We start from the raw sequence: 23,788 nt of genomic DNA on the forward strand, positions 1-23,788 counted from the left end.
TGCGATGCCGCCTTTCTCCCGTGGCTCTCGGTGTCGGTGTGTGTCTGTGCGTGTGGCCGCTCAGGCCGTTTCGCGGACGCAGCGGGCCAGGATCCGCAGCCCCTCGTCCAGCTCCTCGGGCGAGACGGTGAGCGCCGGCAGCAGCTTCACCACCTGGCTCTCCGGACCCGAGGTCTCCAGCAGCAGCCCCAGCTCGAAGGCCCGGGCGCAGATCGCCGACGCCCGCGTCCGGTCGGTGAACTCCAGCCCCCACACCAGTCCCCGGCCCCGGAAGCGCGCGCCGGAACCGGTGTCCTCGGCGGCGATCGCCAGCAGCGCCCGCTCGACCTGCTCGCCCCGGGCGAGGGTCTGCTTCTCCATCTGGCCGTCGGCCCAGTAGGCGTTCAGCGCCGCGGTGGCGGTCACGAAGGCGGGGTTGTTCCCCCGGAAGGTGCCGTTGTGCTCGCCCGGCTCCCAGATGTCCAGCTCGGGCTTGAAAAGACAGAGCGACATGGGCAGTCCGTAGCCGCTGATGGACTTCGACAGGGTGACGATGTCCGGGGTGATCCCGGCCTCCTCGAAGGAGAAGAAGCCGCCGGTGCGACCGCAGCCCATCTGGATGTCGTCCACGATCAGCAGCATGTCCTGGCGCTCGCACAGCGACTGGAGCGCCCGCAGCCACTCGGCCCTGGCGACATTGATGCCGCCCTCGCCCTGCACGGTCTCCACGATCACCGCGGCCGGTTTGTTGAGCCCGGAGCCCTGGTCCTCCAGCAGCCGTTCGAACCAGAGGAAGTCCGGGACCCGGCCGTCGAAGTAGTTGTCGAACGGCATCGGGGTGCCGTGCACCAGCGGGATCCCGGCCCCGGCGCGCTTGAAGGCGTTGCCCGTGACGGCGAGCGAGCCCAGCGACATCCCGTGGAAGGCGTTGGTGAAGGAGACCACCGACTCGCGGCCCTTCACCTTGCGGGCCAGTTTGAGCGCGGCCTCGACGGCGTTGGTGCCGGTCGGGCCGGGGAACATGACCTTGTACGGCAGATCGCGGGGGCGCAGCACGATGTTCTGGAACGCCTCCAGGAAGGCGCGCTTGGCGCTGGTGGCCATGTCCAGGCCGTGGGTGATGCCGTCGCGTTCGATGTAGTCGATCAGCGCGCGCTTCAGCACCGGGTTGTTGTGGCCGTAGTTGAGCGAACCGGCTCCGGCGAAGAAGTCGAGGTAGCTGTGGCCGTCCTCGTCGTGGAGACGGCTGCCCTGCGCGCGGTCGAAGACGGCGGGCCAGCCGCGGCAGTAGCTGCGTACCTCGGACTCCAGGGTCTCGAAGACGCTCAGGGCGGGCGGGGTGATGGTCACTGCGGTCTCCAGATGCGATTCGGTCGGTGACGTCAGACGGAGAGGGGGCCGATCCGGTACAGGACTTCCGGCTGGTGCGGCACGGCCGGCGGACCGCCGTCGGCGGAATCCCCGGAATCCTTCGGGAACAGCGCGCCGTCGAAGAGGACTTCCCGCTCCAGCGGCAGGCCATGGCGCTCGGCATAGGCGACGAAGAGCCGGTCGGAGGCGGTGTTGTCCGGTGTCACGGTCGTCTCCACCTCCCGTACGCCGCGCTCTTTGGCGACCCGGGCGGTCAGCGCGTCGAGCAGCGTCCCGGCCAGGCCCCGCCCCCGGTGCGCGCGGTCGACGGCGATCTGCCAGACGACGAGGGCCCTCGGGCGGTCGGGCCGGATGTATCCGGTGACGAAGGCGACCGGCTCGCCGTCCGGGTCCCGTGCCACCAGCGAGGTGGCCGCGAAGTCACGACACCACAGCAGATAGCTGTACGAGGAGTTGAGGTCCAGGACCTCGGAGTCGCGGGCCATGCGCCAGATCGCGGCTCCGTCCTCCACTCGTGGCGCTTCGATGGTTGTGAATTCGCTCGGGCGGTCGGCTCGTACAAGGTCTTCTTGTGCGGCGGTCATGCTTGAGCAATTTACCCAGCAAATTCAGAAAATGCATGGTCCGCAAGGGTTGGGTGAATCGATGCCCTGTGTTATCGCGCGGGCAGGAGGGAGTCCTCGAACGTGCAGCGCTTTAGGGTGCTTTGTGACGCATATAAGCCGCTAAACGGGCACCGTGTGGGGTCGGTCACATATGCGTGGAGAGCTTCTTCGTCTTGTTGGGATTTTAGCGTTTGCACCCGGAGAACCGGGGCAGACGAAGAGGTATATGCATACGGGAAGCTGCCAGAAAAGACAGCTTCCCGTATTGATGAATTCAGTGGGCGTCAATTCCCTTCAATGATTCCGGGCTATGCCCAGGCGGCGGAGACCGCCCGCCCGGCCGCCGCCAGATCGACCTTCGCGCCCGTCTCCGCGAGGGCCCCGCCGAGCGCCGACAGCGAGGAGCGCACCGCGCCCCGGGTCGCGTCCACCCCGTAGTGGTTGACCCGGATCATCTCCCGGGACAGCGCCCCGCCGCCCGCGATCAGCGGCAGCGAGGGATCCGCCGCCAGCGCCCGCGCCACCAGCTCGGAGGCGTCCACCCCGGCGGGCGTGCGCAGCGTCGTCGCCACCGGGGCGGCGTCCCGGGCGTCGCGCACATACGGCTCCAGCCCGCCGCCCAGCGCGGTGACGCCCGCCCGGGTCGCGGCAGCCGCCGACGCGTGCCGGGCCAGCGTCGCCGCCAGGCCCTCCGCCTCGATCCGCTCCACACAGGCCTGGAGCGCCAGCATCTCCAGCTGCGCGGGCGCGTGCGGCAGCGCCTTGCGGCCGGTGTCGATCCACCGCTCCTTCCAGTCCAGCAGCGAGAGGTACGACCGCCGGGGCGCGGCCGGGTTCGCCGCGAACCGCTCCCAGGCGCGCTCGCTGACCGACACCGCCGACACCCCCGCCGGGCCGCCCATCGCCTTCTGCGCGCCGATCACGCACAGATCGACGCCCCACGCGTCCGGCAGCAGCGGCTCGGCGGCCACCGAGGCCACCGCGTCCAGCATGAAGAGCGCGCCGTGCCGCCGCACCACCTCGCCGATCTCGGCGACCGGGTTGGTGTTGCCCGTCGCCGCCTCCGCGTGCACCAGCGAGACGAAGTCGATCTCCGGGTGCTCGGCGAGCGCCCGCTCCACCTGCTCGGCGGTCACCGCCGTGTCGAACGGCACCGCCAGGTCCACCACCCGCGCACCGCAGTCGCGCAGCCAGTTCCCGAAGGTCTGCCCGTACGGCCCGGTGACGACATTCAGCGCGGTCGAGCCCGGCCGGGCCCCGGAACGGATGCAGCCCTCCAGCGGAAGCAGCGCCTCCCCCTGGGTGATCACCACATCCCGCTCGGTGTCCAGCAGGGCGGCGACCCGCTCTTCGATGCCCGCGAAGTGCGCGGCGGTCAGCGGGGGCAGATCCAGAAGCGGATGAGTCACGGTGGAGCCTTCTTCGGAATGGGTGGTCTCGGCCGGGCCTGTCCGGCCTCCGGCGAGCCTACCCACGCCCTCCCGGCGGCCCCGGCCCGCACCCGCCGGCACCGCCGCGCCCCCTCGTACAGTGCCGGTATGAGCGATCACACGGTGGTGCATGTGAAGGGGCGGGTGCTCGCCGGCCCGGCGGACGTACGGGACGAACTGTGGGTCGTCGGCGGGCGGATCACCTACCGCAGGCCGCCCGGGGCCGCCGACGGGATCACCGTGCGCGGCTGGGCGCTGCCCGGACTGGTCGACGCCCACTGCCATGTCGGCCTCGACGCGCACGGCGCGGTGGACGACGCCACCAGCGAGCGGCAGGCGCTCACCGACCGGGACGCCGGCACCCTGCTGATCCGCGACGCGGGATCGGCCGCCGACACCCGCTGGATCGACGACCGCGAGGACCTCCCGAAGATCATCAGGGCCGGCCGCCACATCGCCCGCACCCGCCGCTACATCCGCAACTACGCCCATGAGATCGAGCCGGACGACCTGGTGGCGTACGTCGCCCGCGAGGCCCGGCGCGGCGACGGCTGGGTCAAGCTCGTCGGCGACTGGATCGACCGCGAGGCGGGCGATCTGACCGCCTGCTGGCCGCGCGGCGCGGTCGGGGCGGCGATCGCCGAGGCGCACCGGCTGGGCGCGCGGGTGACCGCGCACTGCTTCGCCGAGGACTCGCTCAGAGACCTGGTCGAGGCGGGCATCGACTGCGTCGAGCACGCCACCGGACTCACCGACGAGACCATCCCGCTCTTCGCCGAACGCGGGGTGGCCATCGTGCCGACCCTGGTCAACATCGCCACCTTCCCGGCGCTGGCGGACGGCGGCGAGGCGAAGTTCCCCCGCTGGTCGGCGCATATGCGAAGGCTCCACGAGCGCCGCTACGACACCGTCGGCGCGGCCCACGACGCGGGCATCCCCGTCTTCGTCGGCACGGACGCGGGCGGCTCGCTTGCCCACGGCCTGGTCGCGGCCGAGGTCGCCGAGCTGGTCAAGTCCGGGATCCCGCCCGTCGAGGCGCTCTCCGCCGCCACCTGGGGAGCCAGGGCCTGGCTGGGCCGCCCCGCGCTGGAGGAGGGCGCGCCGGCGGACCTGGTGGTGTACGACACCGACCCCCGGGCCGACGTCCGCGCGCTGGCCGCGCCGCGCCGGATCGTCCTGAACGGGCGGATCGTGGGCTGAGAGCCGGGCCGCCGCTCCGGCCGCCGGGGCCGGGGCGGGGTTCCGGGCCGGGCCCCGGGCGGACGGGTGCCCGGCCGTCGCCCTGTTGACCGGCCGTGACCTCCGGGTCCGGCCCCTCGTTGAAGCTCTTCCGCCCGCGCCCCGCCGCCCGCCGAAGCTCCCCGCGCACGCCCCCGAAGCGGCCCGGCGCGCCCCCGCCACGCCGCGGTGGCGGGGCCACCGGGGAACACCCGTACCCCGGGAATCGAATACAGACCCGGAAACCCCCCTTTGGAGTGAACTAACCCCAGGTATCTGTCAGTTCACTCTCGGTGCGTAAAGATTCCGGTGTCTCAGTCGCCACCGGCCGCGGTCCCTGCGGACGGGAGGGCGACGCCATGTCTCCCGTGGGGGTTCCACCACCGTGAACAGCAACACCTTCCGCATGCCCACGCGCCGCTGCGCCGCCGTCACCGCCGCCGCCGCGCTGGCCGCGTCGCCCGTGGCGATGGCAGGCCCGGCGCAGGCCACCGGGGGCGGCGCCGAGGGAAGGGCGGGCGCGGTCATCCTGCGCGCCGGGCTCGAAGTGTCCCTGCTCGACAAGACCGTACGGGTGCCGCTCGCCGCCTCTCTCAACGCGGTGCGGGCCCCCGCCACCGCCGAGCGGACCACGCTGAGCGTCCAGCTGGACGGAGTCGACGGGGGCAGGCCCTTCTCGATGCTGCGCGCGGACGTGGCCTCCACCCGGGCGGAGGCCGACAAGAAGCGGGCCGAGGGGTACGCCAATCTGGCGCACGCCCGGGTGCGGCTGCCCGGACTGCCGCTGCTCTCGCTCGTCGAGGTGGAGAAGGCCACCTCCAAGGCGGTCTGCGAGACCGGCCGGCAGCCCGTCGCCGAGTCGAACCTCCTGGGCACGGTGAAGGTGCTCGGCAAGAGGGTCACCCTCTCCACCGGCGGCCCCACCCGGCTCCAGGTGCCCGGCGTCGGCGAGGTGACCCTCGACCTCTCCCACACGCACACCACCTCCCGGACCGCCGCCGCCACCGCCCTGAAGCTGAAGGTCGCGGTCAACCCGCTCAGCCTCAATGTCGCCGAGGTGAACGGCACCGTCACCCTGGTCGAGGCGACCTGCGAATCGCCCAGGGCCCTCGCCCCGCGCACCCCCCAGGAGCCCGCGAAGGAGCGGCCGAGCGAGTCCGAGAGCGAGTCCACGCCGGGCCTCGCCGCCCAGAGCGCCGGTGAGCGGCCCACCGAGAACCTCGCCGAGACCGGCGGCGACTCCGGCACCAAGTACCTCGCGATCGGCGCGGCGCTGCTGCTCGCCCTCGGCGGCGGCGCGATCGCCCTCGCCCGCGGGCGTGCCAAGGCCCGCGGGCGCGTCTGAGCCACCCCCCGGCCCGGATCCCCGGGCACGCGGCGGGCGGGAAGCGGTCCCCGGCCCCCGCCCGCCGCGACACGGCCCGATCGGTCACCGCCTGATCGGTCACCGCCTGATCGGTCACCGCCTGGTCACGTCACCGTCCCATCAGTCACCGACCACCGCCAGCGCCTGGTCCAGGGCCTGGAGGAAGCGGTTGGTCGTGACCCGGTCGCGCACCGCGATCCGCAGCCACCCCGGGCCGAGCCCGGGGAAGGTGTCACCGCGCCGCACCGCGAAACCGAGACAGCGCAGCTGCTCACGGACCTCGGCGCCCTTCCGCACCCGGATCAGCACAAAAGGAGCCTCGGCCTCGGCCACGACCCGTACCTCGTCGAACTCCGCCAGCCCGGCCAGCAGATGCGCGCGCTCCACCGCGATCAGCCGGGCCGCCTGGTCCGCCTCCTTCAGCGCGGCCGGACCCATACAGGCCTCGGCCGCCGCCAGCGCCGGAGTGGAGACCGGCCAGAGCGGCTGAGCCCGCTCCAGTGCCGTGATCGTCTCCGGGTCGGCCATGACATAGCCGATCCGCAGGCCCGCGAGCCCCCAGGTCTTGGTCAGGCTGCGCAGCACCACCAGCCCCGGGACGTCCGTACGGCCCGCGAGCGCCTCGGTCTCCTCGGGCACCGCGTCCATGAACGCCTCGTCGACCACCAGCAGTCGGCCGGGACGGGCCAGCGAGGCGATCTCCTCCGCCGAGTGCAGTACGGAGGTGGGGTTGGTCGGATTCCCGATCACCACCAGATCCGCCGACTCGGGCACGGCGGCGGCATCCAGCCGGAAGCCGTTCTCCTCGCGCAGCAGCACCCGGTCCACCTCGTGGCCCGCGTCCCGCAGCGCCGCCTCCGGCTCGGTGAACTGCGGATGCACCACCAGGGGATGACGGACCGGCAGCGCGCGCGCCAGCAGGACGAACGCCTCGGCGGAGCCCGCGGTCAGCAGAACCCGCTCCGGCGGCAGCCCGTGCCGCGCCGCGACGGCCGACCGCGCGGCACGGCCGTCCGGATAGGCGGCGAGCGAGGCCAGCGAGCCGCCGACACACTCCCGCAGCCACTGCGGCGGAGTGTTCGCCCGGACGTTGACCGCGAGGTCGATCAGCAGGGCACCGGTGTCGCGTATCTCCGCGTCGCCGTGGTGCCGCAGGTCGTGTGGGCCGTCAGTGTGCATGAGCATGGCTGCCGTGCTGGTGTCCGGTGTGGCGTCGGCCGGGCGGAAGAGGGCTCTTCCCCGGCGCGGTCGCGCGATGTCTCCTGCGGCCGGGCCCGGCCACGGGGCCGCACGGCGGTGGGGGCGGCGGGAGGAATCCGCCGGCGGTCGGCGGTGGGGGCGGGGTGGTCACGCGTTCTCCTCGGTGTGGGGGTGGTACGGCGGAGTGTGCGACGGCGGCCCGCCGCACGACGGGTCCCCGTCCGGAGCACGGGCGGTCTCCGTGCCGGCCTCGGGCTCGTCCCGTCGTGGCTGAAATCGTACGAACACACTGGCTGTGCTCCCGTACGGGTGCGCGGCCCGGCACCGGGGGAAGCGGGCCGGACCGAGCGGCGCGCGGGCGCTTCGACCGCCGCGAACGACCGGAAGCGGTCGTACGGGCGCATGCGCTCGCGGCCGCGCCGGGCTGGGTGCCGCGCGGATTCATGGCTGCCACCGATAGCCGTACGGGGTCACCGCACGGCCCGCGATGACGCGGGTGGCTGTGTTGCCGGCCGTCACGTCGGTCATCATGTCCACCGTCGGGGGATCCACTCCGGCCAGTGTCGCCACATGGCTTGATTCATACGGTCGAGCGGTGCTCCGGGCCAGGGCCGCCGGAACGCCGGGCGGCCGGTGCTCCGCCGCCGCCGGGAGTCCCTGGAGCGCCGCCGGGCCGGGGCCGGTCACGAGGACCGTGTGCCCGGCGGCGGAGGAGCCCCCGGGGGAGCCCCCGGCGGGCTCGAGCACCCACGTCCCCGGGCCGAGCGGCCCGCCGGGCCACTCCGGGCACGGCCGGGAGCCGTCGTACCGCACCCCGTCGGAACTCCATGCCGACAGCGGACCAGCCGCGCCGGGCCCGGGGGTGAACACCAGGAGGCCACCGGGCGAACTCCGCCTCACCACCGCGCAGGTCGCCCTCGCTGCCCGGCCCCGGGGGCTCGACACGCGCTTCGGTACGAGGAGTTCCCCGCCGCCCGCGAGCGCCGAGGCCTCCGCGACCGAGGGGGTCCCCACGGCGGCCAGGGCCGCGCCGGACGGATTCGGCACCGCCACCCGGGCGAGCCGCTCCGCCGGGTGGGCCGCCAGCGGCACACCGAGGGTCTTCGCCGCGGCCACGATGCCCGGCTCGGAGGCCTTCGCCCCGGCCGTCGCCAACTCCCGCACGCTCAGCCCGGACAGCCCCGCGTCCCGCAGCGCCTCGGCCACCAGGGCGAGGACCTCGTCCTCAAGAACGCCGCGCGAAGCGCCCACCCCCACCACCAGCGAGGGCGGTCGCAGCACCGCCGTACCCGGACCGAACGGCAGGACGAGATCGGTGACATGGAGCGCCGCCGCCTCGGCCGGGGCCGCCGCGCCCCCGCCCGCCGGGGGGCCCAGCAGCACCGCGTACCGCGAGGGATCCGCCGGGAGACGGGCGAGCACCGGCGCGGGGAGGCGGCCGGCCGGACGGCCGACGGCGGCGCCGGGCTCGGCCATGAGCAGGGGTCCTCTCGCGTCAAACGGGTGAATCGGGCGGGTCTTCCGGCGGAATGTGCGCGGAGCCGGGTCAATCCGCTAGCAAGGGCGCATGGCGGTGTTCGTCGCGCTCGGCGCGTTCCTGATGACGCTGTTCGGCGGCTGGACGGCGCAGCGCGTCACCGACCGCCGGCATCTGGTGCTGGGGCTGGCCGGCGGGCTGATGCTCGGCGTGGTCGGGCTCGATCTGCTGCCCGAGGCGCTGAAGGCGGCGGGGCAGGAGGTGTTCGGTGTGCCGCTGGCCCTGCTGCTGTTCGTGGGCGGCTTCCTCACCGCGCACATGGTGGAACGGCTGCTGGCCGCCCGCCAGGCCGCCCATGGCGCGGGGGAGGGGAAGGTGCCGCAGGTGGGGCTGACCGCGGCGGCGGCCATGGTCGGCCACAGCCTGCTGGACGGCATCGCGATCGGCGCGGCCTTCCAGGTGGGGGAGGCCATGGGGCTGACCGTGGCGCTCGCCGTCATCGCCCATGACTTCGCGGACGGGTTCAACACCTACACACTCACCAGCCTCTACGGGAACACCCGGGCCAAGGCCGTCGCGATGCTGGTCGCCGACGCCTTCGCGCCCGTCGTCGGAGCCGCGTCCACCCTGCTGTTCACCATTCCGGTGGGGCTGCTCGGCGGCTACCTCGGATTCTTCGGCGGCGCGCTGCTCTATCTCGCCGCCGCCGAGATCCTGCCCGAGGCGCACCACACCCACCCGGCCCGCTCCACCCTGCTCTGCACGGCGGCGGGCGCGGGCTTCATCTGGCTGGTCGTCGGCGTCGCCGAGTGAGGGGCTCGCCGCCGTGCGGGCGCGCGAGGGCGGAGAGAGTGCAGAAACGATTCTGTAGGGCCGGTGGGGCCTCGCCCGGCCGACCGCCACCACCGCTCCCGGCGTTCTCACCGCGCGCACTGAGCCACGAAACGGCGGGCCACCCCGGGCTCTGCCGCCCAGTGCGTATGCAGATAACTCGCGTGCACACCCCGCTGGACGAACCCCTCCACCCGGCGCTCCGGCCGGTGCATCCCCCAGGCCGGGGTCAAACCCGCGCCGGGCTCGATCACCGTCCGGTGGAACTCGTGGCCCCGCAGCCGGGTCCCCGTCGCCGCGAGACAGCTGTCGGCCACCGCCACCGCCTCCCGGTACCCCAGCGTCAGCCGCTCGCCCATCCGCGCGTCGGCCTCCAGCACCCCGCACATCGGCCGCCCGTCCAGGGACCGCGCGAGATACAGCAGCCCCGCGCACTCGGCCGCCACCGGCCCGCCGTCCCGCGCGAACGCCTCGACCACCTTGCGCAGAGACTCGTTGGCCGACAGCTCCGGCGCGTACACCTCGGGGAACCCGCCGCCTATCACGATCCCCGAGGTCCCCTCGGGAAGCCGCTCGTCCCGCAGGGGATCGAAGGCGACGACATCGGCCCCGTACGCGGTGAGCAGCTCGACATGCTCGGCGTAGGAGAAGGTGAACGCCGGGCCGCCGGCGACGGCGACCACCGGACGCCCGCCCCGCGCCCCATTGGGCAGCGCCTCCGCCGCGGGACCCCAGGACTCCCCGCCGGCGCTCCACGCCTTTGAATCCAGCGGGGGAGCGGAGCGGGCGAGCGCCAGCAGCCCCTCCAGATCGCACCCCTGCCGCACCAGCTCGCCCATCGCCGCCACGGAGGCGACGGCCTCCGCGGCCCGCTCGGCCACCGGCACCAGGCCGAGATGGCGCGAGGGGGTCGCCACGGCGGCCCGCCGCCGCACCACCCCCAGCACCGGGACCCCGACCTCCTCCAGCGCCTGCCGCAGCAACTCCTCGTGCCGGTCGGACGCCACCTTGTTGAGGATCACCCCGCCGACCCGGACCTCCGGGTCCCAGGAGACGAAGCCGTGCACCAGCGCCGCCACCGACCGCGACTGCGAGGAGGCGTCCACCACCAGTACCACCGGGGCCCGCAACAGCTTCGCCAGCTGCGCCGTGGACGCCAGCTCACCGGCTCCCGACGCGCCGTCGTACATCCCCATCACCCCCTCGACCACGGCCACGTCGCACCCGGCCGCACCGTGCGCGAACAGCGGAGCCATCAGCTCCGTGCCGCACAGATAGGCGTCCAGATTCCGGCCCGGCCGGCCGGTGGCGAGCGAGTGGTAGCCGGGGTCGATGTAGTCGGGGCCCACCTTGTGCGGGGACACGGCCAGCCCGGTGGCGGCGAACGCCGCCATCAGACCGGTCGCGACGGTGGTCTTGCCGCTGCCCGACGAGGGCGCGGCGATCACAAGACGTGCTACCACTCGATGCCCCGCTGCCCCTTCTGCCCCGCGTCCATCGGGTGCTTGACCTTGGTCATCTCGGTCACCAGATCGGCGAATTCGATCAGCTCGGCCGGGGCGTTGCGGCCGGTGATCACCACATGCTGGTTCCCCGGCCGGTCACGCAGCACCGAGATGACCTCGGCCGTGTCCACCCATCCCCAGTGCAGGGGATAGGCGAACTCGTCGAGGACGTAGAGCTTGTAGCGCTCGGCGGCCAGATCCCGCTTGACCTGCTCCCAGCCCTCCCGGGCCGCCTCCTCGTTGCTGAACTGCCGGTCGCGCTGCACCCACGACCAGCCCTCGCCCATCTTGTACCAGTCGACCGCGCCGCCCTCGCCGGACGCCCCCAGCACCTTCAGCGCGTTCTCCTCGCCGACCTTCCACTTCGCCGATTTGACGAACTGGAACACCCCGATCGGCCACCCCTGGTTCCAGGCCCGCAGCGCGAGCCCGAACGCGGCCGTCGACTTCCCCTTGCCGGTGCCCGTGTGCACGAAGACCAGCGGGCGGTTCCGCCGCTGACGCGTGGTGAGTCCGTCGTCCGGAACGACGGACGGCTGTCCCTGTGGCATTTACGCGGCCTTTCTGTCGGACCCGGCGGACCGGGCGCTCTTCACCAGTCCGGCGATCGCGTCCGCCCGCAACTCGTCGAGTGTGACGGCCGATCCCTGAAGATCGGCCGCGAGGGTGCCGGCGAGCCCCAGCCGGACCGGCCCGGACTCGCAGTCCACCACGATGGCGGCCGTGCCCCCGGCGGCGTGCAGCCGGGCCGCCCGCGAGGCCAGCCCCACCGGGTCGGGGCCGCCGGTGGCCCGCCCGTCGGTCACCACGACGAGCAGCGGCCGGCGCGAGGGATCGCGCATCCGCTCCACCCGCAGCACGTCGTGCGCCTTGAGCAGCCCCGCAGCCAGCGGGGTGCGCCCGCCGGTCGGCAGCAGATCGAGCCGGGCCGCCGCCGCGTCCACCGAGGACGTCGGCGGCAGGGCCAGCTCGGCCTCCTTGCCCCGGAAGGTCACCAGCCCCACCTTGTCCCTGCGCTGATAGGCGTCCAGCAGCAGCGAGAGCACCGCGCCCTTGACCGCGCTCATCCGCTGCCGGGCCGCCATCGACCCCGAGGCGTCCACCACGAAGAGGACGAGATTGGACTCCCGCCCCTCCCGCGCGGCCTGCCGCAGATCGTCCCGCCGCACCACCAGACCGGGTCCCCCGCGCCCCCGCGCCCGCTGATGCGGGGCCGCCGCCGCCACCGTCGCCGAGAGATGCAGCTTGGTGAGGGCCCCCCGGGGCCGCCGCGCACCGGTGGTGCGTCCGTGCTCGGCCCGGGAGCGCGAACGGCGGCCCGCCGCGCCCTCGCCCATCCCCGGCACGCTCAGCATCTTCGTACGGAACGGCTCACCGGCGCCCACCGGCCGCTGCTCACGACCGCCGCCCACCGGCACACCGCCCTCGCCGGACTCCGGCGACTCCTTCGGCTCGGGTGACTCGCCCTGCGGCGGAATCCCGGGGTCCTCCTGCGCGGGGGGCTCGGGGGCCTCGGGGCCCTGCCGCGGAGGCGGGCCGCCGCCGGGACCGCCGCCGTCCGGGCCGCCGTCCGGTCCCTGGCCGGGATCGGGATCGGGGTCCTGGTCGGGGTCGGGCTCCGGATCGGGCTCGGGCTCGGGCTCGGGCTCGTCCGCGCCGAACTCCTCCAGGGTGCGGTCCAGCTTCTCCTCGTCCAGCCCGGGCGCGTCGAACGGGTTGCGCCGCCGCCGGTGGGGCAGCGCCAGCAGCGCGGCCTGCCGCACATCCTCGGCGAGGACGTCCCCGCGCCCGGCCCAGGCGGCCAGCGCGCAGGCCGTACGGGCCATCACGATGTCGGCCCGCATGCCGTCCACCTCGAAGGCCGCGCAGGTCGCCGCTATCTGACGGAGCGCCGCGTCCCCCAGCGTCACCTCGGGCAGCAGCGCCCGCGCCGCCATGATCCGCTCCCGCAGCGCGCTCTCGTCCCCGTCCCAGCGGGCGGCGAAGCCCGCCGGGTCGTCGTCGTACGCCAGCCGCCGGCGGACGACCTCGACCCGCTGGTCGGGCTCGCGGGAGGCCACGACCTCCACCGTCAGCCCGAACCGGTCCAGCAACTGCGGTCGCAGCTCGCCCTCCTCCGGGTTCATCGTCCCCACCAGCAGGAAGCGGGCGGCGTGCCGCACCGAGACACCCTCGCGCTCCACATAGGACGCGCCCATCGCGGCGGCGTCCAGCAGCACGTCCACCAGATGGTCGTGGAGCAGATTCACCTCGTCCACATAGAGGATTCCCCGGTGCGCGTCCGCGAGGAGCCCCGGCTCGAAGGCCTTGACCCCCTCCGCGAGCGCCCGCTCGATGTCCAGCGCGCCCACCAGCCGGTCCTCGGAAGCGCCGATGGGCAGCTCCACCATGCGCGCGGGCCGCGCCGCCGCCCCGCCCGCCTCATGGGGCCCGTCGGGGCACTCCGGGTCGGGCGCGGCCGGGTCGCAGGAGAACCGGCACCCGGCGACGACCTCGACAGCGGGCAGCAGCGCGGAGAGGGCCCGCACGGCGGTCGACTTGGCGGTCCCCTTCTCACCCCGCACCAGCACCCCGCCGACCCGGGGCGACACGGCGTTGAGCAGCAGCGCGAGCCTCAGATCGTCCTGCCCGACGACAGCGGTGAACGGGTAGGGCGTGCTCATACGGGCTCCTCGGTCGACACGGACGGATACGGGAACGCGGTCACACCGGCCGGGCCGGCCCCGGGGTTCGGGCGCGGCACGCCGCCACCGGCCCCCGGCGGATCCGCTTCGGCGGTCGGGAACATCGGCACACTGCTCATGCGGGGGCTCCAGGTCGTCCGGGCGCTCCGGCCGTCGCGCGCACCGGGGGTGCGGCGGGCGCTCCGGGCGCGATGAAGGGAAGGTCCGAGGGCGCGCCCCGCTCGATCAGCCGCAGGAGCGCGTCCGTGTCCGCGTGTTCTTCGATCAGATCGCCGAGCCGGTCCAGCTGTTCTTCGCGCAGCGCGCCGAACGACGTGTCCGGAGCGGGCACGAAGCGCCTGCCGGCGGCGCTCGCGACCCGTCTCAGGAACTGCCGCCGGAAGCCGTCGCTCTCCAGTGAGCCGTGCCAGTGGGTGCCCCACACCTCACCGACCCGGCATCCGCTCAGAAAGGCCTCGCCGCCCAGCACTTCGGCGACGCCGTGGTGGATCTCGTACCCCTCCACCCGCTCGCCCAGTGCCGTGCCCGTCGGCCTGGCCAGGGTCTTCTCGGCCGCGAACCGCACCCGTACGGGCAGCAGCCCCAGACCGGTCACGGAACCGGCCCGTGACTCGACCTCGTCCTCGATGTGCTCGCCCAGCAGCTGAAAGCCGCCGCAGATCCCCAGCACCGGCCGCCCCTCGGCGGCCCTGCGAGCCAGCTCCCTCGCCAGCCCCCGCTCCCTCAGCCACTCCAACGCGCGGACCGTGCCCCGGGTTCCCGGTACGACGACGAGATCCGCGTCGGCCAACTCCTCGGGCCGGTCCACGAATCGGACGATCACCCCCGGCTCGGCAGCGAGCGCGTCCACATCGGTGAAGTTGGACATCAGCGGCACCGCGCAGACCGCGACCCGCAGCACGTCCTCGCCGACCGGCGGGGCCACCACCGACTCGCGCACGGCCCCGCGCAGCGAGACCCGCAGCCCGTCCTCCTCGTCGATGCCGAGCCCGTGGGTGTACGGCAGCACCCCGTAGGTCCGCCGCCCGGTGAGCCCTTCGAGCATGTCGAGACCCGGCTCCAGCAGCGAGACGTCGCCGCGGAACTTGTTGACCAGGTATCCCGCCACCAGCCGCTGGTCCTCGGCGCTCAGCAGCGCCGTCGTCCCGAAGAAGGAGGCGAAGACCCCGCCGCGGTCGATGTCCCCGACCACGAGCACCGGCAGCCGGGCCGCCCGGGCGATGCCCATGTTCACGATGTCCGTACGCCGCAGATTGATCTCCGCCGGGCTGCCCGCCCCCTCGCAGATCACGGCGTCATAGCTGCTCCGCAGCTGTTCCAGGCACTCCACCACGGGGCCGAACAGAGCCTCCTGCCTGCCTCCGTGGTAGCCGCGCGCGCTCAGCTCGCCGACGGGCCTGCCCATCAGCACGACCTGGCTGCTGCGGTCGCTGCCCGGCTTGAGGAGCACGGGGTTCATGAGCGCGCTCGGCTCGACCCGGGCGGCCTGCGCCTGCATCGCCTGGGCCCGGCCGATCTCCGCGCCGTCGCGGGTCACGAAGGAGTTGAGGGACATGTTCTGTCCCTTGAAGGGGGCGACCTTCACCCCCTGGCGCACCAGCCAGCGGCAGATTCCCGCCGTGACCACGCTCTTGCCCGCGTCGGACGTCGTGCCCGCGACGAGCAGTCCGCCTCCCTTGCGTCCCGGCCCGGTCATCGGTTTCCTCCCTGTCGGCGGCGCGCCGCCGAGATCCGCCGGAACGCCAGCCGTCCGGCCGCGCTCGCCACGAGGGCGAGCAGACTCACCCGGCGCGAGAGCCGCACCGCGCGCTCGATGTCCGTGACGTCCACGGGACGGCCGTCGCCGTTGAGCACCGGCCGGTGCTCGATCCGGCCGCCGTAGGCGAGGGTGCCGCCGAGCCGCACCCCGAGCGCTCCGGCGAACGCGGCCTCCACCGGGCCGGCGTTGGGGCTCGGGTGCCGGTGCGCGTCGGCCCGCCAGGCGCGGGCCGCGCCGCGCCGGTCGGGGCCCGCCAGCACGGCGAGCGCGGCCGTGAGCCGCGCCCCCGGCCAGCCGGCCAGATCGTCCAGCCGGGCCGAGGCCCAGCCGAAGGCCCGGTAGCGGGGGGACTTGTGGCCCACCATCGCGTCCAGGGTGTTGACGGCCCGGAAGCCGACCAGTCCGGGCACGCCCGCGAGCGCTCCCCAGACCAGGGCTCCGACGACCGCGTCGGAGGTGTTCTCGGCGACGGACTCCACGACGGCACGGGCGATCTGCTGCTCGTCCAGGGAGTGCGGGTCACGGCCGCACAGATGCGGCAGCCGCTCCCGGGCCCGCGCCACGTCCCGCGCGGTGAGGGCCGCTCCGACGGTGCGGGCCTCGCGGCCCAGCGAGGTGCCGCCGACGACGGTCCAGGTGGCGGCGGCGGTCAGCGCGACGGAGAGGGCGGGACGGCCGCGGACACCACGGCTGAGCAGCGCCCCGGCGGCGGCGGTGCCTCCGGCGCACACGGCGGTGTGCAGCGCGCCCCACCCTCGGTGGTCACGCCACAGCACCCGCTCGACGGCGCCGGCGGCCCGTCCGAACGCGGCGACCGGATGGCCTCGGCGGGGGTCGCCGAGCAGCAGGTCGCCGATCAGGCCGGCGGTGGCGCCGTACGCGAATATTCGGTCGGCACGCATCGTTCAGGCCGGCGTCTCGTTCCGGGGGGCCGACAGGGGCGGCGGGGGAGTGCGAGGCGTACTCGGGGCGGGGGCTGAACCGTGGCCGGGCATGGCGATATGTCCTCACTCAGGGTGTCCGCGCCCTGGTTCGACGTGATCGGCGGCGAGAGTTCCTGGCTTCCGGGATCGCTCCCGGTGACAGTGGCGGGACCGCGCCGGATTCGCACCGGCTTCCTCTGCTGCCGCCGTAATGGCCCCGGCAGTCCACCACGCTGCGAGAACAGCCGTCAACCTGCCGTTGACCTGCGGCGGGACAGTGTGCTCAGCCCCACATCGGAGATCGGCGCGGACCGGGCTCCGGACGGCGTTCCGGGACAGACGAAACCGGGCCGGAACACCCCTGGGGGGTGTTCCGGCCCGGTTTCCGGAACTGCGGCCGTCAGGTGACGATCAGATAGATCCCGTAGGTGACGGCGGCCGCGCAGAGCGCGAAGCAGAGGTAGGCGCCACCGCGGAACAGGGCCACGGAGCCTCCGCCGGTCTGTCCGGCGGCCGACGGCTGCTTGCTGAGACCGATGATCCCGAGGGTGAACAGACCCACCAGGACGACAGTGGCCACGAGGCTCACACCGAAGACGGAGCCGAGAGCTACCCAGTCGATTTTCATGCTGATCTGTCCTTACACCGCGGCCGGGCTGGCCGGGCCGGATTCGGGGGCTGCGGCGGAGGGGGCCGCGATGGTCGTCTTGAGGCCGTCCTGCGCGGTGACGGTGTCCTGCGCGGGGGTGCCGGCCGGCGGCGGGGTGACGGCGTTGATCGCGGTGGTGACCACGCCGGGCTCGTCGCTCTCGTCGTCGTCCACGACGTTGGTGTGGTCGATGATCTGGCGGCGCGAGTACAGCCAGATGGCGGCGGACGAGCCGACCAGGAAGATGGTGACCGCGGCGATGCCCCAGTCGCCCTGCCGCATCACGAACTCCGAGCCCGCGGCGACCAGACCGGCGGCCGGCAGGGTCAGACCCCAGGCGACGAACATCCGGGTGGCGGTGGACCAGCGGACCACGCCGCCCTTGCGGCCGAGGCCCGCGCCCATCACCGCGCCGGAGCAGGAGTGCGTGGTGGAGAGGGAGAAGCCCAGGTTGGAGGAGGCGAGGATGACGCTGGCCGCGCTGGACTGGGCGGCGAAGCCCTGCTGCGGCTGGAGGTCGGTCAGGCCCTTGCCCATGGTGCGGATGATGCGCCAGCCGCCGAGGTAGGTGCCGAGGGCGATCGCGACACCGGCGGAGACGATGACCCACATGGGCGGGTTCGAGCCGGGGACCAGGATGCCGCCGGTGACCAGCGCCAGCGTGATGATGCCCATCGTCTTCTGGGCGTCATTGGTGCCGTGCGCCAGGGAGACCAGGCCGGCGGAGGCGATCTGCCCGGCGCGGTAGCCCTTGGAGGTCGCCTTGTCGTCGGTGTTCTTGCCGAGCTTGTACGTCAGCCGCGAGGCGAGGTACGCGCCGATGCCGGCGACCAGCGGGGCGGCGATCGCGGGGATCAGCACCTTGGTGATGACCGTGCCGCCGTTGACTCCGCTGAAGCCGACCGAGGCGATGGTGGCACCGATCAGACCGCCCATGAGGGCGTGCGAGGAGCTGGACGGCAGGCCGACCAGCCACGTCAGAAGATTCCAGAGGATGGCGCCGACGAGCGCCGCGAAGATCACTTCTGGGGATATGCCTGACTCGTTGACGATGCCGCTGGAGATCGTCTTGGCGACCTCCACCGACAGGAAAGCGCCGACGAGGTTGAGCACGGCGGACATCGCCACCGCGGACTTGGGCTTCATCGCGCCGGTCGAGATGGTCGTCGCCATCGCGTTGGCGGTGTCGTGGAAACCGTTCGTGAAATCGAACACGAGAGCCGTCACGATCACAATCGCGAGCAGCAGCGTGATGTGTTCCATTTACCCAGGCAATCTATGGACGTCAGTGGCCTGGTGAACGTAAGTAACCTGGGTGAACGGAAGGTGAACTGAGGCCGGATTCAGGGTGTCCCCATGTGAGGTTTTGGGCTCCGCTTTCGCTTCCGGAGCGCTTGACCGGCCCTTGTGCCCGACCCCACGCCCCGCAAAGTGCCTTACATCACTCTTTCGGATAATCTGTCCGATCCTCCCCTCCGTGGCTCCGCTGTGGCCCTCTGTGACGGCGAGCCGTCTCCTGACAGGATCGCCGCATGACCGAACAGGTGTCCCAGAGAGCGATCGAAGACGCGTGGCGGGACGTGGTGACCACCGCCCGCAGAACGGCGGCCGAGGGCCTTGTGGTGGGCACCTCGGGCAATGTCTCCGCCCGGGTCGGCCCGCTGATCCTCGTCACCCCCAGCGCGGTCCCCTACGACCGGCTCACCGCCCAGGACACGACCGTCGTCGACATCGAGGGAAAACGCGTCCTCGGCGACCTCGAACCCACCAGCGAACTGCCGCTCCATCTGGAGATCTACCGGCACACCGACGCCCTCGCGGTGGTCCACACCCACGCCGTGCACGCCACGGCCGTCTCCACCCTCGTCCCCGAGCTCCCGCCCGTCCACTACATGACCGCCGCGCTCGGCGGCCCCGTCCGCGTCGCCCCGTACGCCCTCTACGGCACCGAGGCCCTCGCCTCCCACATGCTCCGCGCCCTGGAGGGGCGCACCGCCTGCCTGCTCCAGAACCACGGCACCGTCGCCCACGGACAGAGCCTGGACCAGGCCTACGACCGCACCGCCCAGCTGGAGTGGATGTGCCGCCTCTGGCTCACGGCGGCCTCCGTGCCCGGCCACACGCCCTCCCTGCTCTCCGAGAGCCGGCTCGCGGAGGCCGCCGAGCGCCTGAGCGGCTACGGCCGCCCGCGCTGACCCCGCGCGCCCGGAGCCGCTCCACCCCGGACGGTCCCCGCCGCGCACCGGCGGGGACCGCCCCGACCGGGGCCCGACACCGGCGGACGCCGTCCACTGGCAGGGCCGTACCACCGCGCCGACACTGGAACGGTGCGCCCGGCTACAGCGACGGCAGCGGCCGTCACCACCCTGATCGGCGTCGGCGCGGCCGCGATCGCGGCCGGCCGCTACGCGAGCGACGCGGTGCTCAGACCCGAGCCCGGCCGGCCGCTCCCCGGCGACCCGAGACTCACCGTGCACGCCGCCGACGGCGACCGGATCACCCTGACCCGCTCCCTCGCCTCCCGCCGCCCCGGCACCTATGGACTCGACGGCCCGGGCGTCCACGCCGTCGTCGGCCCGGTCCTCGACGGAACGCAGCCCTCCGCCGACACCGTCGTGCGCCGGCTGGAACACCCTGGCGACGGCGGTCTGCGCCCCGGCGTCAGAGTCCGGCTGAACCCCCGGCTCCACATCGGCGACCCGACCTCCGCGCTCGGCATCCGGCACACCGACGTCAGCGTCCCCGGCGAACTCGGACCCATCCCCGCCTGGTCCGTGCCGGGCCCCCGCACCACCTGGGTCATCGCCGTGCACGGCCTGGGCACCACCCGCGAACACCCCATGAACCTCCTTCCGTTTCTCCACGGCCGACGCATTCCGGTACTGGGGATCGCCTACCGGGGCGACCCGGACGCCCCCCGCTCCCCCGACGGACTCGGACACCTCGGCGAAGCCGAGTGGCGCGACCTCGACGCCGCCCTCCGCTTCGCCGTCGGCAACGGCGCGCGCCACGTCGTCCTGTACGGCTGGTCCACCGGTGCCACGATGGCGCTGCACGCCGCCGCCGGCTCCGCCCTGCGCGACCGGATCACCGGGCTCGTCCTCGACTCCCCGGTCCTCGACCAGGACGCCACCCTGCGCGCCCTCGCCGCCGCCCGGCGCACCCCCGCGCCCCTGCTCCCCCTCACGGTCCGCGCCGCCCGGGGCAGGGCCGGGCTGTACGACGGCCGGCGGCCCGCCCTGGCGGCCGACGCCAGGCTGCTGAAGGTGCCCACCCTGATCTTCCACGGCCCGGACGACGCCATCGCCCCCTGGCACCCCTCCCGGGAGCTCGCCGCCCGCCGCCCCGACCTCGTCCACCTCCACACGGTCCGCAACGCACCCCACGCGGCCATGTGGAATGCCGACCCGGCCCGCTACGAAGAGGCCCTGCGCCGCTTCCTCACCCCCTTGATGTGACACCCCGCCCGGACCTCCGCACCGCCCCCGGGCCTTCGCGCCGACCGCCCCGACCCGCCCGGGCCCCCGCCCGCCGACGGGCCCGCGAGGCCCGCCGACCCGTCATTCATCGGGTTCCGTTTGGGCTTTCGGCCCGTCAGCGGGAAGACTGCTCCCTGTGACGTCCCGAAAGCCTGATGAGCAATTGGCGCGCAACTCCAGACTCCGTCTTGTCCGCCCGCGACCGCTGGCCACCGCCCGGCGGGCCGTGACGACCCGGCGTACCCGCTCGGCCCCACGGCCTCCGGAGGGCACTCCGCCCCCCGCCGAGCTGGCCCGCCAGGCGAGAGAAGTCCTCGTCGACGCCGTACGGATCGCCCGCTGGGCGGCCGTCGAGCGGGACCCCGGCACGGCCTCGCTCGCCTCCCCGGCGCGCGAACGGGCCGCCGCCGCACTCGATCTGACCCCCCTCCAGGTACGCGCGGGATGGGACCGCGCCCGACTCGCCGGACTGGTCGAACTGCACGGCGGCACAGCCCGCCCCGGCTGGCGGCTGCGTGCCTGGGACCGCGACGACATGGCCGTGCTGCGCGGCTGGGTCGCTCTCTTCGACGCCTGGTCCCTGGCCCACCCCGCCCCCGGCGACGTGGCCCCGGCCGCCGTCGCCGAGGTCGTGGAAGCCGTCCCCCAGCTGCTCTCCCTCCTCCAGCTCTCGGCCGGCCCCGTCCTGGTCCCCGCCCTCCTCGACCTCCTGGAGCAGCGGGTCGAGGAACTGCGCGAGGAACGCTGCGAAGTCCCCTACGGCCCGCAGTCGCAGCCCCTCCCCATGCCCGCGGGCGGCCCGCCCGCCGCCCCGGACCCCTCCGACGACGGCCCGCCCGCCGCCACCGGACCCACCGGATCCACCGCACCCCGCCCGGAAACCGTCTCCTCCCTCCTCGGCTGGGCCCTGGAGGGCCTCTCCGCCGTCGGCGCGCTCACCCTCGACCGAGGCAGGTCCGCCACCCTGACCCCGCTCGGCAACTGGGCGGTCTGGGTCAAGCTGGAGCAGATCTGCGTCGCCGCCCAGAGCCCGGCCGGCAATATCGAGCAGTCCGCCGAGGACATGCTGCGCGGCTGCGCCCGGCTCACCCCCGGGCCCGCCCGCGCCGAGTACCGCGCCTGGCTGGCGGCGCGCACCGTCTCCAGCTCCGTCACCGAACTCCTCGGCGTCGCCAGGGGCGAGGACGCCCTGCTGCGCGGCCTCGCCTTCGAAGCGCTCCGCGTCGTCGGCGCGCCCGCCGAGGCCGAGGTCCGCTCCGTCGCCCAGGAGCCGTCACTGCGTCCGTACGCCCTGCTGTGGCTCGCGGAGTACGAGGGGGCGGACCCTGAGGACGTCCACGACGTCCTCACCCGCGAGGAGGCCACCTGGCTCTGGGTGGACACCGCAGCGGCCGTCGCCGACCACGGTGAGCCCCAGCTGCTGCTGCGCCATCTCGACTCGGCCGTCCAGGGCACGGTCCCGGCCCTCCTGGAGGAGGTCAGGGCGGGCGGCCACCCGCGCACCGTCCAGGTCCTGGTGGCCCTGGCCGCGGCCCACCCCGACCCCGCCCTCGCGAAAGCCGTCCGCCGGGCGGCCTTCCAGGTCCACACCGGCGGGGCCTAGCACAGGCCCTGCCTCCCGCCGTGGTGGCTGCCGGGCCCGGCAGCCACCACGGCGCCGGGCGCGGGCGGAAGCCCGCGGGACGGCCGTCAGGGCGCGGGGGCCTCGGGTATGTAGTCCCCGAAGCTCCACACATTGCCCTCCAGGTCCCGCACCAGATAGTCCCTGGCGCCGTACTCCTTGTCGCTCGGCGCGGTCACGACGTCCGCCCCGTGCTCCACCGCCCTGCGGTGATGGGCGTCCACATCGTCGACATGGACGAACACCCCGCCGGGCCCGCCGCCGGCCGTCAGCCGGTCGAAGGCACCGCCCGTGCCCCTGCTGCCCACCATCACCATGCCGTTGCCGTACGTCAGCTCGGCGTGCGCGACCAGGCCCTCGCCGTCCTCGTACACCGCGTGCTCGGTGAAGCCGAAGGCCTCGGTCAGCTGCCGGATCGCGGCCCTGGCGTCCGCGTACAACAGCGACGGACAGATGCTCGGCGATCCTCCGCCGGACGACTCCGCCATCTCCCTCACTCCTTCCGGCCCGCCCTCCACCCGCGGTCCGCCCGTGTGCGAACCGCCGGGATGTGAACTGTGTCTCAGTCTGGCACCCGCCACTGACAATGCCCGTCCGCAGCGCGTATCCCCAGCTCAAAGCCTTGACTCAAAGCCTTCCGAGGAGAGCGGCGGGTCAGCGGAAGGTGTCGCAGCGCGCCATGTCCCCGCTCCGGTACCCCACGTCGAACCACTGCTGCCGCTGCGCCGCCGAGCCGTGCGTCCATGTCTCCGGGGTGACCCGCCCCTGGTACCGCTCCTGGATCCGGTCGTCCCCGACCGAGGCCGCCGCGTCCAGCCCGTCCCCGATGTCCGCCTCCGTCAGACTGGTCAGCAGCGGACGCCCGGTCTTCTCGTCCGGCGTCGTCGTCGCGTGATGTGCCCACACCCCCGCGTAACAGTCCGCCTGGAGCTCCACCCGTACGGAATTGCTCGCCGCGCCCTGCCGCCCGTCCTGGGCCCTGCGCAGGGTCCCCATCAGGTTCTGCACATGGTGTCCGTACTCGTGCGCCACCACATACGCCTGCGAGAAGGGGCCGCCGGCCCCGAAGGTGTTCCGCAGATCGTCGAAGAACCCCAGGTCCAGATAGACCTGCCGGTCCGCCGGGCAGTAGAACGGCCCCACCGCCGAGGTCGCCGTCCCGCACGCGGTGTTCACCCGGCCCGTGAACATCACCGTCCGGGCGTCCGAGTAGCGCCCCTGCCGCCGGGGGAACTCCGCCCGCCAGAAGTCCTGCACGCTGTTGACCACCGCGACGATCCGGCAGTCCTCCCGCGTATTGGCGTCCGAGCCCCGCAGACAGGCCCGGCCCACCTCCGCCTGCGTCGACGCGGTCGCGACCGGCTCCGGCTCGCCGGAGGAGAGCCCCAGCTGATCGGGGCCCACTCCGAAGATCAGCCCCAGGATCAGCGCGATGACCCCCGCCACACCTCCGCCGACGGCCGCCCTGCCGCCCGGGAGACGGCTCCCGCGCACATCCCTGACCTCGGACGTGTCCAGATCGGCGTCGTCGTCGAACTGCATGGGCCACCGCCGTCGGATCCGGTGCGACGGACGGCTGCCTTGCCGCCCTGCGCCGAGTATCGACCGCCCCGCCGGCCGTCGCCCCTTTTGTTCCCCCGCCCGCGCCGAGCACGCGGGGCCGCCTCCGCACCGCTCCCGCACCGCCCCCG

At 73.7% G+C, this 23,788-nt stretch carries 21 protein-coding genes and 1 riboswitch; of the genes, 6 read left to right on the forward strand and 15 right to left on the reverse strand.

Going from position 1 to position 23,788, the window contains the following annotated elements; all coding sequences use genetic code 11:
- Positions 1-60: 60 nt before the first annotated feature.
- The 3 genes from ectB to ABD371_RS11750 all read right to left on the reverse strand — a co-directional run bounded on the left by ectB (position 61) and on the right by ABD371_RS11750 (position 3,364).
- Positions 61-1,329 (reverse strand): diaminobutyrate--2-oxoglutarate transaminase, encoded by a 1,269-nt coding sequence (gene ectB, locus ABD371_RS11740; protein ID WP_344475602.1) that lies wholly within the window; start codon positions 1,327-1,329, stop codon positions 61-63.
- Between the two features lie 32 nt (positions 1,330-1,361).
- The gene (ectA, locus tag ABD371_RS11745) at positions 1,362-1,934 is read right to left on the reverse strand and encodes a diaminobutyrate acetyltransferase (RefSeq protein ID WP_344475603.1); all 573 of its coding nucleotides are present in this window, start codon (positions 1,932-1,934) and stop codon (positions 1,362-1,364) included.
- Between the two features lie 329 nt (positions 1,935-2,263).
- The gene (locus tag ABD371_RS11750) at positions 2,264-3,364 is read right to left on the reverse strand and encodes a pyridoxal-phosphate-dependent aminotransferase family protein (protein WP_344475605.1); all 1,101 of its coding nucleotides are present in this window, start codon (positions 3,362-3,364) and stop codon (positions 2,264-2,266) included.
- A gap of 129 nt (positions 3,365-3,493) precedes the next feature.
- On the opposite strand from ABD371_RS11750, the gene ABD371_RS11755 reads away from it, so the two are divergent.
- Positions 3,494-4,585, forward strand: coding sequence for an amidohydrolase family protein (locus ABD371_RS11755; protein WP_344475607.1), 1,092 nt, complete (start codon positions 3,494-3,496; stop codon positions 4,583-4,585).
- Positions 4,586-4,988: 403 nt separating this feature from the next.
- Entirely contained in the window at positions 4,989-5,948 is a 960-nt protein-coding gene (locus ABD371_RS11760) for an SCO1860 family LAETG-anchored protein (protein ID WP_344475609.1), read from the forward strand.
- A 141-nt stretch (positions 5,949-6,089) separates the two neighbouring features.
- On the opposite strand, the gene cobC is transcribed toward ABD371_RS11760, so the two are convergent.
- Together cobC and ABD371_RS11770 are read right to left on the reverse strand one after the other, a co-directional pair.
- Entirely contained in the window at positions 6,090-7,154 is a 1,065-nt protein-coding gene (gene cobC, locus ABD371_RS11765; RefSeq protein WP_381733557.1) for an Rv2231c family histidinol phosphate aminotransferase CobC, read from the reverse strand.
- Positions 7,155-7,610: 456 nt separating this feature from the next.
- Entirely contained in the window at positions 7,611-8,645 is a 1,035-nt protein-coding gene (locus ABD371_RS11770) for a cobalamin biosynthesis protein (RefSeq protein WP_344475611.1), read from the reverse strand.
- Between the two features lie 91 nt (positions 8,646-8,736).
- Here ABD371_RS11770 and ABD371_RS11775 point away from each other — a divergent pair, with 91 nt between their 5' ends.
- Positions 8,737-9,459 carry a ZIP family metal transporter gene (locus ABD371_RS11775; protein ID WP_344475613.1) on the forward strand — a complete coding sequence of 241 codons (723 nt, stop codon included), beginning with the start codon at positions 8,737-8,739 and terminating at the stop codon, positions 9,457-9,459.
- Positions 9,460-9,566: 107 nt separating this feature from the next.
- On the opposite strand, the gene ABD371_RS11780 is transcribed toward ABD371_RS11775, so the two are convergent.
- The 8 genes from ABD371_RS11780 to ABD371_RS11815 all read right to left on the reverse strand — a co-directional run bounded on the left by ABD371_RS11780 (position 9,567) and on the right by ABD371_RS11815 (position 18,260).
- A complete protein-coding gene (locus ABD371_RS11780) occupies positions 9,567-10,940 on the reverse strand; it encodes a cobyrinic acid a,c-diamide synthase CobB (protein ID WP_344475615.1) in 1,374 nt (457 codons plus the stop codon).
- Positions 10,934-11,533 (reverse strand): cob(I)yrinic acid a,c-diamide adenosyltransferase, encoded by a 600-nt coding sequence (gene cobO / locus ABD371_RS11785; protein ID WP_344475617.1) that lies wholly within the window; start codon positions 11,531-11,533, stop codon positions 10,934-10,936. The genes ABD371_RS11780 and cobO overlap by 7 nt, the downstream gene beginning before the upstream one ends.
- A complete protein-coding gene (locus ABD371_RS11790) occupies positions 11,534-13,645 on the reverse strand; it encodes a putative cobaltochelatase (RefSeq protein ID WP_344475619.1) in 2,112 nt (703 codons plus the stop codon). It lies immediately after the preceding gene.
- Positions 13,642-13,785 carry a hypothetical protein gene (locus ABD371_RS11795; RefSeq protein ID WP_344475621.1) on the reverse strand — a complete coding sequence of 48 codons (144 nt, stop codon included), beginning with the start codon at positions 13,783-13,785 and terminating at the stop codon, positions 13,642-13,644. Before ABD371_RS11795 ends, ABD371_RS11790 begins: the two co-directional genes overlap by 4 nt.
- Positions 13,782-15,362, reverse strand: a complete 1,581-nt coding sequence (locus ABD371_RS11800) for a cobyric acid synthase (RefSeq protein ID WP_344475623.1) — start codon at positions 15,360-15,362, stop codon at positions 13,782-13,784. Before ABD371_RS11800 ends, ABD371_RS11795 begins: the two co-directional genes overlap by 4 nt.
- On the reverse strand, positions 15,359-16,327 hold the full coding sequence (locus ABD371_RS11805; RefSeq protein WP_344475625.1) for a cobalamin biosynthesis protein: 969 nt from the start codon (positions 16,325-16,327) through the stop codon (positions 15,359-15,361). The genes ABD371_RS11800 and ABD371_RS11805 overlap by 4 nt, the downstream gene beginning before the upstream one ends.
- A 130-nt stretch (positions 16,328-16,457) precedes the next feature.
- A riboswitch (cobalamin riboswitch) is annotated at positions 16,458-16,593 on the reverse strand.
- 155 nt (positions 16,594-16,748) lie between these two features.
- A complete protein-coding gene (locus ABD371_RS11810) occupies positions 16,749-16,976 on the reverse strand; it encodes a hypothetical protein (protein WP_344475628.1) in 228 nt (75 codons plus the stop codon).
- 12 nt (positions 16,977-16,988) lie between these two features.
- Positions 16,989-18,260 carry an inorganic phosphate transporter gene (locus ABD371_RS11815; RefSeq protein WP_344475631.1) on the reverse strand — a complete coding sequence of 424 codons (1,272 nt, stop codon included), beginning with the start codon at positions 18,258-18,260 and terminating at the stop codon, positions 16,989-16,991.
- Between the two features lie 269 nt (positions 18,261-18,529).
- Between ABD371_RS11815 and ABD371_RS11820 the strand changes: the two genes are divergently transcribed.
- The 3 genes from ABD371_RS11820 (at position 18,530) to ABD371_RS11830 (ending at position 22,079) form a co-directional block, all read left to right on the forward strand.
- The gene (locus ABD371_RS11820) at positions 18,530-19,192 is read left to right on the forward strand and encodes a class II aldolase/adducin family protein (RefSeq protein WP_344475633.1); all 663 of its coding nucleotides are present in this window, start codon (positions 18,530-18,532) and stop codon (positions 19,190-19,192) included.
- A gap of 132 nt (positions 19,193-19,324) precedes the next feature.
- Positions 19,325-20,455, forward strand: a complete 1,131-nt coding sequence (locus tag ABD371_RS11825) for an alpha/beta hydrolase (RefSeq protein ID WP_344475635.1) — start codon at positions 19,325-19,327, stop codon at positions 20,453-20,455.
- Between the two features lie 157 nt (positions 20,456-20,612).
- Positions 20,613-22,079, forward strand: a complete 1,467-nt coding sequence (locus ABD371_RS11830; RefSeq protein WP_381733565.1) for a hypothetical protein — start codon at positions 20,613-20,615, stop codon at positions 22,077-22,079.
- An 86-nt stretch (positions 22,080-22,165) separates the two neighbouring features.
- Here the strand turns inward: ABD371_RS11830 and ABD371_RS11835 are convergent, their stop codons facing one another.
- Positions 22,166-22,585: a VOC family protein gene (locus tag ABD371_RS11835; RefSeq protein ID WP_344475637.1), complete on the reverse strand. Its 420-nt coding sequence runs from the start codon at positions 22,583-22,585 to the stop codon at positions 22,166-22,168.
- Between the two features lie 166 nt (positions 22,586-22,751).
- Positions 22,752-23,639, reverse strand: coding sequence for a KPN_02809 family neutral zinc metallopeptidase (gene ypfJ, locus ABD371_RS11840; protein WP_344475639.1), 888 nt, complete (start codon positions 23,637-23,639; stop codon positions 22,752-22,754).
- Positions 23,640-23,788 lie beyond the last annotated feature (149 nt).

This window comes from Streptomyces amakusaensis, from assembly GCF_039532665.1.
Classification (GTDB): Bacteria; Actinomycetota; Actinomycetes; order Streptomycetales; family Streptomycetaceae; genus Streptomyces; species Streptomyces amakusaensis.

What these genes read in the sequence shown, in the direction of transcription:
- ABD371_RS11805 (WP_344475625.1), bottom strand. Translation starts at nt 16,327, where the DNA reads ATGCGTGCCGACCGAATATTCGCGTACGGCGCCACCGCCGGCCTGATC.
- ABD371_RS11790 (WP_344475619.1), bottom strand. Translation starts at nt 13,645, where the DNA reads ATGAGCACGCCCTACCCGTTCACCGCTGTCGTCGGGCAGGACGATCTG.
- ABD371_RS11835 (WP_344475637.1), bottom strand. Translation starts at nt 22,585, where the DNA reads ATGGCGGAGTCGTCCGGCGGAGGATCGCCGAGCATCTGTCCGTCGCTG.
- ABD371_RS11800 (WP_344475623.1), bottom strand. Translation starts at nt 15,362, where the DNA reads ATGACCGGGCCGGGACGCAAGGGAGGCGGACTGCTCGTCGCGGGCACG.
- cobC (WP_381733557.1), bottom strand. Translation starts at nt 7,154, where the DNA reads ATGCTCATGCACACTGACGGCCCACACGACCTGCGGCACCACGGCGAC.
- ypfJ (WP_344475639.1), bottom strand. Translation starts at nt 23,639, where the DNA reads ATGCAGTTCGACGACGACGCCGATCTGGACACGTCCGAGGTCAGGGAT.
- ABD371_RS11810 (WP_344475628.1), bottom strand. Translation starts at nt 16,976, where the DNA reads ATGAAAATCGACTGGGTAGCTCTCGGCTCCGTCTTCGGTGTGAGCCTC.
- ABD371_RS11795 (WP_344475621.1), bottom strand. Translation starts at nt 13,785, where the DNA reads ATGAGCAGTGTGCCGATGTTCCCGACCGCCGAAGCGGATCCGCCGGGG.
- ectA (WP_344475603.1), bottom strand. Translation starts at nt 1,934, where the DNA reads ATGACCGCCGCACAAGAAGACCTTGTACGAGCCGACCGCCCGAGCGAA.
- cobO (WP_344475617.1), bottom strand. Translation starts at nt 11,533, where the DNA reads ATGCCACAGGGACAGCCGTCCGTCGTTCCGGACGACGGACTCACCACG.
- ABD371_RS11770 (WP_344475611.1), bottom strand. Translation starts at nt 8,645, where the DNA reads ATGGCCGAGCCCGGCGCCGCCGTCGGCCGTCCGGCCGGCCGCCTCCCC.
- ABD371_RS11820 (WP_344475633.1), top strand. Translation starts at nt 18,530, where the DNA reads ATGACCGAACAGGTGTCCCAGAGAGCGATCGAAGACGCGTGGCGGGAC.
- ABD371_RS11815 (WP_344475631.1), bottom strand. Translation starts at nt 18,260, where the DNA reads ATGGAACACATCACGCTGCTGCTCGCGATTGTGATCGTGACGGCTCTC.
- ABD371_RS11775 (WP_344475613.1), top strand. Translation starts at nt 8,737, where the DNA reads ATGGCGGTGTTCGTCGCGCTCGGCGCGTTCCTGATGACGCTGTTCGGC.
- ABD371_RS11755 (WP_344475607.1), top strand. Translation starts at nt 3,494, where the DNA reads ATGAGCGATCACACGGTGGTGCATGTGAAGGGGCGGGTGCTCGCCGGC.